Annotated in this window: 17 protein-coding genes; all 17 read left to right on the top strand. The window is 43.5% G+C overall.

Features of this window, described 5'->3' with window-relative positions; all coding sequences use genetic code 11:
* The first annotated feature begins 301 nt into the window (after positions 1-301).
* Entirely contained in the window at positions 302-580 is a 279-nt protein-coding gene (hbs, locus tag AS29_RS00710; protein WP_035408626.1) for a non-specific DNA-binding protein Hbs, read from the top strand.
* A 260-nt stretch (positions 581-840) separates the two neighbouring features.
* The gene (folE, locus tag AS29_RS00705; RefSeq protein WP_035408628.1) at positions 841-1,410 is read left to right on the top strand and encodes a GTP cyclohydrolase I FolE; all 570 of its coding nucleotides are present in this window, start codon (positions 841-843) and stop codon (positions 1,408-1,410) included.
* 30 nt (positions 1,411-1,440) lie between these two features.
* Complete coding sequence (gene mtrB, locus AS29_RS00700; RefSeq protein ID WP_035408631.1) at positions 1,441-1,668, top strand: trp RNA-binding attenuation protein MtrB; 228 nt, start codon at positions 1,441-1,443, stop codon at positions 1,666-1,668.
* Positions 1,669-1,841: 173 nt separating this feature from the next.
* Entirely contained in the window at positions 1,842-2,657 is an 816-nt protein-coding gene (locus tag AS29_RS00695) for a heptaprenyl diphosphate synthase component 1 (RefSeq protein WP_051860708.1), read from the top strand.
* A 2-nt stretch (positions 2,658-2,659) separates the two neighbouring features.
* Positions 2,660-3,370, top strand: a complete 711-nt coding sequence (locus tag AS29_RS00690) for a demethylmenaquinone methyltransferase (protein ID WP_035408635.1) — start codon at positions 2,660-2,662, stop codon at positions 3,368-3,370.
* Positions 3,371-3,394: 24 nt separating this feature from the next.
* Positions 3,395-4,357: a heptaprenyl diphosphate synthase component II gene (gene hepT, locus AS29_RS00685; RefSeq protein WP_035408637.1), complete on the top strand. Its 963-nt coding sequence runs from the start codon at positions 3,395-3,397 to the stop codon at positions 4,355-4,357.
* 94 nt (positions 4,358-4,451) lie between these two features.
* Positions 4,452-4,901 (top strand): nucleoside-diphosphate kinase, encoded by a 450-nt coding sequence (ndk, locus tag AS29_RS00680; RefSeq protein ID WP_197491558.1) that lies wholly within the window; start codon positions 4,452-4,454, stop codon positions 4,899-4,901.
* A gap of 122 nt (positions 4,902-5,023) precedes the next feature.
* On the top strand, positions 5,024-5,791 hold the full coding sequence (locus tag AS29_RS00675; RefSeq protein ID WP_035408642.1) for a CheR family methyltransferase: 768 nt from the start codon (positions 5,024-5,026) through the stop codon (positions 5,789-5,791).
* Between the two features lie 93 nt (positions 5,792-5,884).
* On the top strand, positions 5,885-7,057 hold the full coding sequence (aroC, locus tag AS29_RS00670) for a chorismate synthase (protein WP_035408646.1): 1,173 nt from the start codon (positions 5,885-5,887) through the stop codon (positions 7,055-7,057).
* A complete protein-coding gene (aroB, locus tag AS29_RS00665; RefSeq protein ID WP_035408648.1) occupies positions 7,057-8,148 on the top strand; it encodes a 3-dehydroquinate synthase in 1,092 nt (363 codons plus the stop codon). The genes aroC and aroB overlap by 1 nt, the downstream gene beginning before the upstream one ends.
* Positions 8,145-8,513, top strand: a complete 369-nt coding sequence (gene aroH, locus AS29_RS00660; RefSeq protein ID WP_035408651.1) for a chorismate mutase — start codon at positions 8,145-8,147, stop codon at positions 8,511-8,513. Before aroB ends, aroH begins: the two co-directional genes overlap by 4 nt.
* 306 nt (positions 8,514-8,819) lie before the next feature.
* Positions 8,820-10,358 (top strand): anthranilate synthase component I, encoded by a 1,539-nt coding sequence (gene trpE / locus AS29_RS00655; RefSeq protein ID WP_035408654.1) that lies wholly within the window; start codon positions 8,820-8,822, stop codon positions 10,356-10,358.
* Positions 10,330-11,346 (top strand): anthranilate phosphoribosyltransferase, encoded by a 1,017-nt coding sequence (gene trpD, locus AS29_RS00650; RefSeq protein WP_035408656.1) that lies wholly within the window; start codon positions 10,330-10,332, stop codon positions 11,344-11,346. Before trpE ends, trpD begins: the two co-directional genes overlap by 29 nt.
* Complete coding sequence (gene trpC, locus AS29_RS00645; RefSeq protein ID WP_035408659.1) at positions 11,339-12,097, top strand: indole-3-glycerol phosphate synthase TrpC; 759 nt, start codon at positions 11,339-11,341, stop codon at positions 12,095-12,097. Before trpD ends, trpC begins: the two co-directional genes overlap by 8 nt.
* Positions 12,094-12,747, top strand: a complete 654-nt coding sequence (locus AS29_RS00640; protein WP_035408661.1) for a phosphoribosylanthranilate isomerase — start codon at positions 12,094-12,096, stop codon at positions 12,745-12,747. The genes trpC and AS29_RS00640 overlap by 4 nt, the downstream gene beginning before the upstream one ends.
* The gene (gene trpB, locus AS29_RS00635) at positions 12,731-13,954 is read left to right on the top strand and encodes a tryptophan synthase subunit beta (RefSeq protein WP_035408662.1); all 1,224 of its coding nucleotides are present in this window, start codon (positions 12,731-12,733) and stop codon (positions 13,952-13,954) included. Before AS29_RS00640 ends, trpB begins: the two co-directional genes overlap by 17 nt.
* Positions 13,920-14,720 (top strand): tryptophan synthase subunit alpha, encoded by an 801-nt coding sequence (gene trpA, locus AS29_RS00630; protein WP_035408664.1) that lies wholly within the window; start codon positions 13,920-13,922, stop codon positions 14,718-14,720. The genes trpB and trpA overlap by 35 nt, the downstream gene beginning before the upstream one ends.
* Positions 14,721-14,723: the final 3 nt, after the last annotated feature.

Raw genomic sequence — 14,723 nt, 5'->3', positions numbered from 1 at the left:
TGCCTTATAATGCTCATAATCCCTTTAATATCAACGAATTTCATCGTTATTTCTTGCTAAGGCAAATTAATTATGATAATCTACTAACAGCATTTAGAGAATAATTTCTCTCTAATGGTCAGATTTGCCTAAAATATGCGCTTTTTAAGCGGAAAATCATTGAATTCTCTTTTGGTATCCGTTAAGATAAGCGTGTTAACAGTAAAAGCTTGATTTAACGTATATTTCAGGCGATTTCTGTGAAGAAATGTAATAACAGCTTAACTGTTATTCTACCCATTCTTGGGAGGAGGTGAAAGGCATGAACAAAACAGAACTAATCAATGCAGTAGCTGAGGCTAGCGAACTATCCAAAAAGGACGCGACTAAAGCAGTTGAATCCGTTTTCGATACGATTCTTGACGCGTTGAAAGACGGCGATAAAGTACAACTTATCGGTTTTGGTAACTTCGAAGTTCGCGAGCGTGCAGCCCGTAAAGGTCGCAACCCGCAAACAGGTGAAGAGATTGAAATCCCGGCAAGCAAAGTGCCTGCTTTCAAACCAGGTAAAGCTCTTAAAGATGCTGTTGCTGGCAAATAATTAGCACATTCTTTTATTTGTGTATGGCATGAGCAAATACATACACGTTTCTTCACAGATGGCCCCTTTTTAAGGGGCTTTTCATTTGTTTTCTGCAAAGTTGATGGGTATCGTAATCCCAAGACCAGCAATACATAACTATTCATATGCTGCAGAGCATCCAGGAAGGGTCTAGCTTTTGCTTTTAAACTCTTTGATGTGCTAAAATCTGAATAAAACGAACGAAAAAAACTTTTGACATGTAAGCAGGAGGCAGCTAAATGAACGAGATTAACCACGGGAAAATTGAAGAAGCTGTAAAACTAATCCTGGAAGCGATTGGAGAAGATCCAAACCGCGAAGGGCTGATGGATACCCCTAAAAGGGTAGCCCGCATGTATGCGGAAATTTTTTCAGGCTTGAATGAAGACCCTTCTGAACACTTCAAAACGATCTTCGGGGAAGACCATGAAGAACTCGTCCTTATAAAAGACATCCCATTTTACTCAATGTGCGAACATCACCTTGTCCCTTTTTACGGTCATGCCCATGTTGCCTATATTCCAAAAGGCGGCAAAGTAACCGGACTGAGCAAAATGGCCAGGGCTGTTGAAGCAGTTGCAAAGCGCCCTCAGCTGCAAGAGAGAATTACGTCGACTGTAGCAGACAGCATTTTAGATACGCTTGATCCGCATGGGGTTATGGTTGTAGTAGAAGCTGAGCATATGTGTATGACGATGCGGGGTGTCAAAAAGCCAGGTTCAAAAACGATTACTTCTGCAGTCCGAGGGGTATTTCAAAACGATCAGGCAGCAAGAGCAGAGGTACTTTCCCTCATACGCAGCTCTTAATAATTTTTAATAGATGGGCGGAAAAGCAGAATGAAAAATCCGGCAAATGATTTTGTGGTCATTAAAGCGATCGAAGACGGTGTCCACGTTATCGGACTGACACGAGGTTCCGATACACGCTTTCACCATTCAGAGAAATTGGACAAAGGCGAGGTAATGATTGCCCAATTTACAGAGCATACATCTGCAATAAAAGTACGCGGAAATGCAAAGATTCTGACCAGCCACGGAGAAATGGAAAGTGATCCCAGAAAATAGGCGGCGCTTAAACAGAGAGCAGGCTTCAAGGCGTGCTTCTCTAAGCGCTTCAATGGACGAATACTTATTTAGGGATGGTAAGGGCACAATATGCTATAATTAAATGTGCCGGTCTTGACTTTTACGTCTTTGCTAGCATGTCGAATGGACGATTAAATGATTAGGGGACAAGGGTGATTTCTTTGCAGAACATCTATGAAACTTTGGCGGAATTAAAAGAGCGGCTGGATTTGAAATTGAGCCATCCGTATTTGGCGCGCTTTTTATCTTCACCTGTAGTGGATGAAGATAAATTGCTTCTATTCTATGCAATTTTAGATGAAGCTCCTGTAACAGAAGAGGAAAAGAAAAATTATACGGTCACAGCTATGCTGGTCCAGATTGCCCTTGATACCCATGATAAAGTATCGACTTCTGTTCATGTAGAGAAAGGGCAGTTTTTTAAACGGCAGCTTACTGTCCTGGCCGGGGACTATTACAGCGGCCTTTATTATGCTCTTCTGGCAGAAATGAATGATGTCAGGATGGTTCGAACGTTAGCAACGGCGATAAAAGAAATCAATGAACATAAAATAAGGCTATATGAGGCATCAAACATGGATATTGAAGAAGCGGTAAAAAGTATGATTGTAATTGAAACAGCACTTTGCCAGCACCTTTCAGACCATTTTGGTATTGACCTATGGAAAGCGGTCTCCAGAAAATTCCTTTCATATAAACGCCTTTCCGCTGAGAAAATGAAAATGGTATCCGGCAGTTCATTGATGATGAAGAAATATTCATCAGAAAAAGGACCCTTTCAGGATGTAGAAACAATTCGGACGGACTTAATAAAACGTTGCAATTTTTATTTTGATGAGGCGGTTTCACTTGTTGAGAGAAGCCTTGAAAGCTCACATACCATGAAGCAGGCTTTGCTTGGCAGGCTTGAAAATATGAGATTTCATGAGGATACCTTATCCACTAAGCTTGCGGAAGAAGGGTTTTAATAATGCAGCAGTCAAAAGAAGAACGGGTACATGGGGTATTTGAGAAAATTTCCCCGCATTACGATAAAATGAATTCAGTAATCAGCTTTCAGCGCCATGTTGCCTGGCGGAAGGAAACCATGAAACGCATGAACGTACAGTCCGGGGGAAAGGCGTTGGATGTTTGCTGCGGTACAGCAGACTGGACTCTTGCTCTTGGTGAAGCGGTTGGTCCTGAAGGGGAAGCAGTCGGGCTTGATTTCAGCCAGAATATGCTTTCAGTCGGTCATGAAAAAGTAAAGAAATCCGGAATGCAGCAAGTCTCTCTCCTTCATGGCAATGCGATGAAGCTTCCGTTTCAGGACTCAACATTCGATTATGTAACCATTGGATTTGGATTGCGCAATGTTCCTGATTACATGACCGTTCTTAAAGAAATGCAGAGGGTGGTAAAGCCCGGCGGAAAAGTGGTTTGTCTGGAAACCTCACAGCCTGAAATGCCTGGATTTAAACAGCTTTATTACGCTTATTTCCGATACGTAATGCCAATGTTTGGAAAGGTGTTTGCCAAGAGCTTCAAAGAATATTCCTGGCTTCAGGAATCAGCTAGAGACTTTCCTGGAATGAACGAGCTTGCTGACATGTTCAGATCAGCAGGACTGGAAAAGGTAGAAGTTAAGCCTTATACCGGTGGAGTAGCTGCGATGCATATGGGCTCCAAACCTGTTAAATAACACACTTGATTGTTGGTGGATTGAATGAAATTTAAAAATTTATATACCTTTTTAAACAAAGATTTGGATGTGATTGAGCAGGAGCTTGAAGATGTGGTTCAATCCAGTTATCCGATGCTTAGCGAAGCAGGACTTGATATGCTCCAGGCAGGCGGAAAACGGATACGTCCGGTTTTTGTTCTCCTTTCGGGAATGTTCGGTGACTATCATATCGACAAAATCAAGCACGTTGCTGTGGCACTTGAAATCATTCATATGGCTACACTCGTTCATGACGACGTTATTGATGATGCTGAACTCAGAAGGGGAAGACCCACAGTCAAAGCAAGGTGGGACAATCGAATTGCCATGTATACCGGGGATTATTTGCTTGCAAAATCACTTGAACAAATGACGGCACTCGAAGATCCGCTCGCACATAAGATTCTCTCTAAGACAATTGTCGACGTTGTCATCGGAGAAATCGAGCAGCTTAAAGATAAATACCGATACGAACAGACAATGAAGGATTATTTGAAGCGAATAAAAAGGAAAACCGCCATATTGATTGCAACAAGCTGTCAGCTTGGGGCTATATCTGCCGGAACAGATCCACAGCTTCATAAAAAATTGTATTGGTTCGGCTATAATGTAGGAATGTCTTTTCAGATCATTGATGACATTCTTGATTTTACTTCCTCTGAAAAGCAGCTCGGAAAGCCGGTAGGAAGCGACCTTTTGCAAGGGAATATTACACTCCCTGTGCTGATCGCGATGGAGGATCGGAATTTAAAAAATGAAATTATGAAAATAAGCTCTGACACAAAGCCTGATGAAATCAAACCGATTATTGACGCCATAAAAAAATCAGGTGCGATTGAAAAATCATATGATGTAAGCAATCGGTATCTTAACAAAGCTTTCGCATTGCTTAATGAAATGCCCTCCAATAAGGCGAGAAGTACAATGCACTCGATTGCGAAATATATTGGGAAAAGAAAAATTTAACCCATTTCTCCACTCCTGATTGTAAATTACCATTAAAAATGGTACGATTCTAAAGGGTAAATGAAAACCCATACATAATTTGACGGGGTGGAGAATTGTGGAAAATACTTTTTTGATGGTCAAACCTGATGGTGTTCAAAGACAACTAATCGGGGAAATTTTGCAAAGGTTTGAAAGAAAGGGCTTTCAATTAGCCGGAGCTAAATTAATGCAAATTTCTCAGGAGCTTGCTGAAGAACACTACGGGGAACATAAGGGGAAAAGTTTTTATAATGAGCTGGTAGAATTTATTACTTCCGGTCCGGTTTTTGCAATGGTATGGCAAGGGGAGAATGTCATCGAAACGTCCCGCCAGATGATGGGCAAAACAAATCCGAAGGAAGCACTTCCAGGCACCATCAGAGGGGATTATGGTGTGATTGTCGGGAAGAACATTATTCATGGATCTGACTCGCCTGAAGCTGCTGAAAGAGAGATTGGTCTTTTCTTTAAGCAGGAGGAGCTTGTTGGATACGAAAAACTAATGAATAGCTGCATTTATTAATTTTTGCGGTCAGCCTGCCAGGCTGGCCTTTTTTTGTTTACTCCTCCCATTTCGAACTCATTTTACGCTATACTCATTTTAAAGAATTTACAGAGAATTGAGCATACAGGAGAATAAAATATATGGATGAATACCAGCTTTTTGCAAAGAATATTTATCAGCTTACAAGGATTGATCTTAGTTTATACAAAGAGGCACAAATGAAAAGACGGTTAACCTCTTTATATGAAAAGAAAGGATATGCCTCCTTTACCGTTTATTTTCAGGAACTGAAAAAAAGTGACGCGCTTCTGCTTGAATTTCTGGATCGGATGACGATTAATGTATCCGAATTTTTCCGCAACAGCAAGCGCTGGGAAGTGCTTGAGAAAACGGTTCTTCCAGAGCTTTCAACGGATAGAACCAAGCTTAAAATTTGGAGTGCTGCCTGCTCAACAGGTGAGGAACCATATACCATTGCGATGATCGCCAAGAATAATGGGATAAAGGAACCTTGGATCCTTGCAACGGACCTCGATGATAACGTTCTTGCGAGAGCAAAGCTTGGGTTATATGCAGACAGGGCGATTAAAGAGGTTCCGGAGCTTATAAAAAGGAAATACTTTCATTCACTGGAGGATTCATTTGAAGTGAAGGAAGATATTAAAAAAATGGTACAGTTTAAAAAGCATAATCTTCTTTCAGATTCCTATGAGAGCCAGCTCGATCTGATTGTATGCCGTAATGTGCTGATCTACTTTACTGAAGAGGCAAAAGAAATCGTATACAGTAAATTTAGCCAATCTTTAAAAAGAGGCGGATATTTATTTGTAGGGAGCACGGAACAAATCTTTCATCCAGATAAATATGGCTTTGAGTCAACAGAGCCGTTTTTCTACCGCAAAAAATAGGAAGATGCTACTTTTTATAAAAAATCTATGGTATAGTGTCTTATAATGAATTTATACATAAAAGCGTTAACGCGTTGAAGGGGGAGTCCGTCGATGAGATATTTAACATCAGGTGAGTCACATGGACCGCAGCTGACAGCAATTCTTGAAGGAATTCCGGCAGGTCTGCACCTGACTGCGGAAGACATCAATCATGATTTGGCCCGAAGACAAAAAGGGCACGGCAGAGGCCGGAGAATGCAAATTGAAAAGGACCAGGTGTTTATTGCCGGCGGCGTGAGGCACGGAAAAACGCTTGGTTCTCCTATTGCTTTGATCGTTGAAAATAAAGACTGGAAGCATTGGACAAAAATTATGGGTGCTGAGCCAATTGAAGAAAATGAAGAATCTGAAGTCAAGCGGCAGATCAGCCGTCCGAGACCCGGGCATGCAGATTTAAACGGAGCCATTAAATACGGGCACCGTGACATGAGAAACGTGCTGGAACGTTCTTCTGCGAGAGAAACAACGGTCAGGGTAGCTGCTGGAGCGGTGGCAAAGAGAATTCTGGAGGACTGCGGGATTAAAATTGCCGGGCATGTCATTGAAATCGGCGGAATACGGTCTGAACATGCACCGTTTTCCAGCGTAGACGAATTAATTGCTAAAACAGAAGATTCTCCTGTCCGCTGTGCGGATGAAAAGGCAGCAGTTAAAATGATGGAAGCCATCGATCTGGCTAAAGAAAATGGAGATTCCATTGGAGGAATAGTAGAAGTAGTCGCAGAGGGCATGCCTCCCGGTGTAGGAAGCTATGTCCATTACGACAGAAAATTAGATGCGAAAATTGCTGCGGCTATTATGAGCATAAATGCTTTCAAAGGTGCTGAAATCGGCATTGGCTTTGAGGCGGGAAGGCTGTTTGGAAGCCAGGTTCATGATGAAATTGCCTGGGATGAGAGCCGTGGCTACTACAGGAAGACGAATCGTCTTGGGGGTCTTGAAGGCGGCATGACGACTGGTATGCCGATTATCGCCAGAGGTGTTATGAAGCCGATTCCGACGTTGTACAAACCGCTGCAAAGCGTCGATATTGAAACAAAAGAGCCTTTTTCTGCAAGTATAGAACGATCTGACAGCTGTGCTGTTCCAGCAGCAAGTGTTGTAGCTGAGGCTGTCGTTGCCTGGGAGCTTGCAGCGGCAATAACAGAGCAATTTGGTCAGGACCGTATGGATTTGATCCGGGAAAATGCTGAGAAAATGCGGCAGCGTGCGAGGGAATTTTAATGGAATCCGTTATGGTAGCAGCTGGTGAATTGTCTTATCCAGTACTGATTGGGAATCAAGCCCTTGAGCTGTTGGATAAGGTGCTGGCTGACGGGGGAACAGTTCCTGAAAAAATTCTTCTGATTACAGATGATACGGTACACAGACTTTACGGTAAACAGGTTAAAGAAAGGCTTGAAAAAATTTCTCCTGTTGCAATGTTTGCTGTCCAGAGCGGTGAAGAAGCAAAATCTTTTGAACAGTATTACGCGATCCTTACATATGCACTGGAAAAAGGCTTGGACAGGAAAAGTATGATTGCAGCACTCGGAGGAGGGGTTGTAGGGGACCTTGCGGGTTTTGCTGCCGCTACCTTTATGAGAGGAATTCCTTTTATACAAATTCCCACCACCCTACTTGCCCATGACAGCGCTGTTGGAGGCAAAACGGCTATTAATCATCCAAAAGGCAAAAATATGATCGGTGCATTTTACCAGCCAAAGGCCGTTTTTTTTGACCCTCAGTTTTTAGAAAGTCTCCCTGCTGAGGAAATGCGGTCTGGGATGGCTGAAGTAATCAAGCATGCCATGATTGCTGATGCTTCCTTTCTTTCATGGCTGCAAAAAGATCTTTCAGCTGTAGTGAATCCAAATGCAGACCAGCTTGCCACGATGATCAAAGAAGGAATAAAAATAAAAGCGGGAATTGTTTCTCAGGATGAAAAGGAGACGGGTGTCAGGGCTTATTTGAACTTTGGTCATACGCTTGGACATGCTATTGAGGCAGCGCTTGGCTATGGCAGAATAACGCATGGAGATGCCGTAGCTGCAGGAATGCTTTTCGCCAGCTGGCTAAGTGAAAAAGAGCTTAATGCCGACCTGTCTGCTGGTGAGCTAAAGGATTGGTTCAAAGAGATTGGATTTCCAGTTGCTGTACCGGAAGAGCTTTCTTCTGAAGAACTGATGAATTTTATGCTCAGTGACAAAAAGACGGCATCCGGCAAAGTAAATATGGTGCTCCTGAAGGAAATCGGAACACCTGTAATCCATTCGTATCTTCCTGAGAGACTTCAAGACTTGCTGGAAGAATTCCGAAAGGAGGAGATTGTTTGATTAGAGGGATTAGAGGCGCTACGACATCTCCTGACAATACAAAGGAATCGATTTGGGCCGTATCTGAACAGCTTTTCAGGAAAATAGCCGCAGATAATCATATCGTTCCTGAAAACGTATCAAGTGTCATTATTACGGCAACGAAGGATCTTGATGCTGCGTTTCCTGCAAAGGCACTAAGGGAATTAGATGGGTGGAAGCATGTACCGGTTATGTGCATGGCAGAAATCGCCGTCCCTGGAGCCCTGGAAAAATGCATCCGCGTTATGATAAACGCAGATACAGAACTGAAGCAGGATCAGGTACAGCATGTTTATTTAGAAGGAGCTGTGGTGTTAAGACCGGATTTGCTTCCATCGCAGTAAACTCTTCAGCGTTGACATAGCATCGCAAACGTACTAGAATATTCAATAAGTTCAAGAGAGTAATTAGTTGAGAGCAAGAGCAGAGAAGAGTTTAGGGTAGCTGAGAATGAATGAGTATAGCTGAGGAATCACTTTCTTGTATATGATTCGGACTATGCTGCCCAAAGACATACATATGTATGTTTTTGGGCTTATTTTGTTATAGGCGGTATGCTTATATTATTTCGCATACCCAAAATGCATAGCCGGTCAAAAAACCTCCGACTCATCCCATTCTCCTCTGCAAAATTAGAGGAGGAACCAGGAATGAACCATTCAGATTTACCCTCATTTTTACATGATGCAAAAGACTTCCGGACAATCCCGGTCGTCCACACCTACAAAATTGATACATTAACTCCCATTCAAATTTTTAATGCTTTAGAAAAACAGGCAGTTTATATATTGGAAAGCAGCGATCGTGAATCCAGCTGGTCCAATTATTCATTTATCGGGTTAAATACAGTCTTTACCATAGAAGAAAAACAAGGACTATTTACAATCCGGGACAAAAACGGCTGCAGTAAATATGAGTCTTCCAGTTTTTCAGATGTGTTCAAGAACCTTGATGATTCACTGCAAATTAAGCTTCCCGAGATTCCCATCCCATTTAAGGGAGGAGCGGTTGGCTGTATTGGATATGATTCCGTCAGTCTTTTTGAAAAAGTTAAAAAGCATCCCGGATTGAATCCGGCAGAGCCAGTATGCAGCCTTGCTGTATGCAGCACATATATAGCATTTGATCATACCGAGAATCAGCTGTACATTATCGAATTTTCCTTTTTGAATGGAAAGGAAGAAGAGGCAGAGCTCATTTCCAGGTATCAAAAAGCAGATGCAAAAATCAATAGCATTCTGAAGGAGCTTGAAGAGAATAAGCCGCTGAAAGAAATGTTTTTAAGCTATGATCATAGGTCAAACGTTCGTTTTGATGAGGTCCAATCAAACATGAAAAAAGAAGAATTCATTGAAAAAGTCGAGAAGATCAAAAAATATATTGCTTCAGGCGATGTTTTTCAAACAGTCCTCTCCCAAAGATTCGAGGTCCCGATCCAGGCAAATGGATTTGATTTATACAGAATTTTGCGAAAGGTTAATCCTTCTCCCTATCTCTTTTATTTAAAAGCAGACGGGATTGAAATCGTGGGAAGCTCTCCTGAGCGATTGATCCATGTTCAAAACGGCCATTTAGAAATTCATCCGATTGCAGGTACAAGGAAGAGGGGGAGAAATGATCAGGAGGATGCTGCCCTGGGAGAAAGCCTGCTCGGTGATGAAAAAGAAAAGGCGGAGCATCTGATGCTTGTTGATCTTGCAAGAAATGATATTGGCAGAGTAGCAGCCTATCATTCTGTTAAAACCGAAAACTATATGGAACTGACGTATTTTTCCCATGTTATGCACCTGCTTTCCAAAGTGACCGGACAGCTGAGGGAGGGGATCCATCCGACTGATGCATTGCTTGCTTCGTTCCCTGCAGGAACGGTTTCCGGAGCACCGAAAGTGAGGGCGATGGAAATCCTGCAGGAGCTTGAGCCCACCCCAAGAAATCAATATGCCGGGAGCATTGCTTATATCGGGTTCGATGGCAACATTGACTCATGCATTGCCATCCGTACAGCTGTGGTGAAGGGCAATAAAGCCTATGTCCAGGCGGGGGCAGGAATTGTTGCTGATTCTGTGCCGGAAAGCGAGTATGAGGAAACACGAAGCAAGGCAAGCGCATTGATTAAAGCAATCGAGCTGGCAAACGATCATTTTGGCAAGGAGGTCCGTTATGAAAAACATCCTATCACGAGCCGTTGAAGGTACATTTTTTACGAGACTAGAGGCGAAAGAGGCCATGCTTGAAATCATGGAGGGGCAAGCCACACCAAGCCAGATTGCCAGTTTTTTATCCATTTTAAGATTAAGAGGAGAAACCGTGGAAGAAATCATCGGCTTTACTGAGGCGATGAAAGAAAAAATGATTGTGATCCACGGATTGGAGAGTGCCGTTGATACGTGCGGAACGGGAGGGGATCATGCCTCGACCTTTAACATATCCACGTCTGCTGCCATTGCAGCTTCATCTTTCGGGGTGAAAGTAGCCAAACACGGAAACCGTTCATTCACCTCCAAGAGCGGGAGTGCCGATGTACTGGAAGAATTGGGTATCAAGCCTCTGGAAACCCCTCGGGAGGCAGCGGCAGAAGTGGAAAAAAACCACATGGGATTCCTGTTTGCCCCCCTGTACCATACGTCGATGAAGCATGCAGTTAATCCGAGAAAGGAAATTGGGTTTAGAACTGCCTTTAATCTTCTCGGGCCCCTCGCTAATCCGGCGAATGCTTCAAGACAGGTGATTGGGGTATTCTCAGATCGTTATGCGGAACTAATGGCTAAAGCGCTATGCGAGCTTGGAACCGAACATGCCCTTTTGGTAACAGGAGCAGACGGACTTGACGAAATTACGATCACAGATGAAACGAATGTATTGGAAGTGAGGGGCGGAGAGATATCACGGTATACAATATCTCCTGAGGAATTTGGAATGGAGCGCGGGAATCCGCTTGACTTGAAAGCAGCCAATCCGAAGGAAAGCGCCTCACTTATATGCCAGGCATTTCAAAATAAAGGGCCTGAAGCCGTAAAGGACATTATTTCCTTAAATGCAGGAGCTGCACTTTATACAGCCGGATATTCCGGCAGTCTGAAAGAAGGGGTCCGCTTATCCAAACAAGCCCTCATATCCGGTAAGGCACTTGCACAGCTAGAGAGACTGCAAATGAAAAAGGAGGAGAAATATGCTTAGCCAAATCCTTGACCATAAAAAAACAGAAATCCTTGCCTATCAGAAACCAGAGGATCAAAAGCTCCCAAAGCGGCCGTTTTATCAAGCGCTGAAAAATCCGAAACGAACGATTGGACTGATTTCAGAAGTGAAGAAGGCTTCTCCTTCAAAAGGAATTATAAAAGATCTTTTTTCTCCTGAAATTCATGCAAAACAATATGAGCTTGGAGGGGCCGACTGTTTATCTGTGCTGACTGACAGCAAGTTCTTTAAAGGGGAAAACAGCTATTTGAGTCTTGCAAAGCGTGAAACGAGCTTGCCGGTGCTAAGGAAGGATTTTATCGTTGATCACATTCAAATAGAAGAGTCTGATCTTATCGGTGCTGATGCCATTCTTCTGATTGGAGAAGCGCTGGATCCTTCCTTGCTTGCGGAGCTGTATCATCATGCAAAAGAGCGCGGGATGGATGCTTTAGTAGAAGTCCATTCTGTTCAGATTCTCGAGAGAATTTTAAAAGAGATCTCGCCTGAGCTGATCGGTGTAAACAACCGTGACTTGACCACATTTCAGACAGACATCAGAAGAGCAGGGGAATTTACCGGTTATATCCCAGACGGGTCATTATTAGTAAGTGAAAGCGGAATTCATACAAAAGCTGATCTGGATGCAGTAAAAGAATTCGGTGCACATGCCGTTTTAGTTGGAGAATCGCTCATGAGGCATCAGGATCAGGAGCAAGCAATAAGAATTCTGTTTGGTGAAGCAGAATGAAGCGTCCGCTCCTTAAGTATTGCGGTAACAAGAGCAAGGAGGATTACAGACTGTCAAGCCGATCAAAAGCGGATTTCATTGGATTTATTTTCACCGAAAGCAAACGGAGAACCGAACCTTCTGAAGTAAAAGAATGGATAGACGAGTTTGGGAAAAACGGTAAGAAGCATGTTGGAGTTTTTGTGAACCCAGCGCTTGAAGAGGTTGAGGAAGCATGCCGAATCTTGAATTTAGATGCTGTTCAGTTTCATGGAGAAGAATCCCTTCCTTTACTGGAAGAGTTTAAACAAAGGAACAGCCAGGAACTATGGAAAGCGATCAGGCATGATGAGTCTGCATTGACAAAGATGGCTCAATATGAACCCTGTACAGATGTATTTTTAATTGACAGCCATGTAAAGGGCTCATGGGGCGGAACGGGAGTGGCCTTTGACTGGTCATTAGCCGGGAGGTATTTAGAGCAAGCAGAGCAAATGGGCAAACCGTGTTTCATTGCTGGGGGTGTTGCCCCTGATAATGTTCAAGACCTTTTAAGGACGGAACCGGCAGGAATTGACCTGGCAAGCGGAATTGAGCGGAATGGAAGCAAAGATGCAGAACTGCTGAAAAATTTTGAGAAGAGGGTGTTTGATTATGTATCCGGACATTAAAGGAAGATATGGAGATTTTGGAGGGAAATTTGTTCCTGAGACGTTAATGGAACCGCTTGAAGAGCTGGAAAATGCCTACCGTGAAGCAGCTGCGGACCCCGCATTTAAGGAAGAATATGTGCATCTTCTTAAGGAATACTCAGGAAGACCCACAGCGCTGACATTCGCTGAAAATCTCACGAAATCAATAGGCGGAGCGTCCATCTATTTAAAACGTGAGGATTTGAATCATACAGGAGCACACAAAATTAATAATGCAATCGGACAGGCGCTGCTCGCGAAAAGGATGGGCAAGAATCAGCTAATCGCAGAAACAGGTGCAGGCCAGCATGGAGTGGCTGCCGCTACGGTCGCAGCAAAGTTTGGTATGAAATGCAAAGTGTTCATGGGTGCTGAAGATGTTGAAAGGCAGCAGCTGAATGTCTTCAGAATGGAGTTGCTCGGAGCCGAAGTTGTGCCTGTTCACTCGGGGAATAAGACCTTGAAAGATGCAACAAATGAAGCAATCAGATACTGGGTGCAGCATTGCGAAGATCATTTTTATATGATTGGATCTGTAGTTGGTCCCCACCCATATCCTATGATTGTCAGAGATTTTCAGAAAGTGATTGGAGAGGAATCCAAAAAGCAATTTGCAGAAAGAACGGGCGGGCTGCCAGATAAAGTGATTGCTTGTGTCGGAGGGGGAAGCAATGCAATCGGCATGTTCCATCCTTTCCTGCATGATGATGTCGAACTTATTGGGGTGGAAGCCGCAGGTAAGGGAATCGATACACCGCTTCATGCTGCAACCATTACAAAAGGAACGAGTGGTGTAATCCATGGCTCCTTAACCTATCTGATTCAGGATGAATTTGGACAAATCATTGAACCGTATTCCATTTCAGCAGGACTTGATTATCCGGGCGTCGGTCCTGAACATGCCCATTTAGCTGACACAGGAAGAGTTCAATATATTTCCGCTACAGATCAGGAGGCTCTTGATGCACTCCACAGGACCGCTAAAGAGGAAGGGCTGCTTGCAGCCATTGAATCGGCGCATGCGCTGGCGAAGGCGTTTATAATCGCTGAGACGATGTCACCGGAACAATCCATTCTCGTATGCTTGTCCGGACGCGGAGATAAAGATGTTCATACCCTTATGAAAGCATTGAAAGGAGAAGTGGATCAAGATGAATTACTTTCAGTCTCTTCTGGATCAAAATAAAAAACTATTCATTCCTTTTATAACAGCAGGCGACCCTGATGCAGAAGCCACTGTTGACCTCGCCCTGGCTCTTCAAAAAGCAGGAGCATCAGCAATTGAGCTTGGCATTCCTTACTCTGATCCGCTTGCAGACGGGCCTGTTATACAGCGTGCTTCAGGAAGAGCGCTGAAACAGGGAATGAATATTGTAAAAGCAATGGAACTTGTACCTCAAATGAGGGAAAATGGAGTAGAGATTCCTGTCATTCTGTTCACTTATTACAATCCTGTGTTACAATTGGGGGAAGAAAACTTTTTCGCTTTAATGCGCGAAAACAATGTGGATGGTCTGCTCATTCCGGATTTGCCGTTTGAAGAAAATGAGCGGATCCGCACCCGCTGCAAAGCTGAAAATCTTTATTTTATCTCAATGGTAGCCCCGACATCTTCTTCCCGGTTGAAGAAAATTGCACAGGCATCGGACGGATTCCTTTACTGTGTTTCTTCTTTAGGGGTAACCGGCGAGCGGAAAACGTTTGATCAAAACGTGTTTCAATTTATTAATGAGGTAAAAGCTGTCTCGCCGATTCCAGTTGCAGTGGGATTTGGGATTTCCTCAGGTGAGCAGGCCAGAAAAATGAATGAAGTCGGTGACGGCGTTGTTGTGGGAAGCTCTATCATTCGCAAGCTCGAAGAACTTCACGATCAGCTGCTGTCTGAAGCTGACCGCAATGAAGCCCTTCAAAAGGTAGAAGCCTTCGCCAGATCATTCGTTCAATCTGTCTAGGGA

The organism is Bacillus sp. SJS (assembly GCF_000732485.2).
GTDB lineage: Bacteria > Bacillota > Bacilli > Bacillales > Bacillaceae > Metabacillus_B > Metabacillus_B sediminis.
Note: the sequence above shows the minus strand (reverse complement) of the source record. Positions and strands in the feature narration are given on the sequence as shown.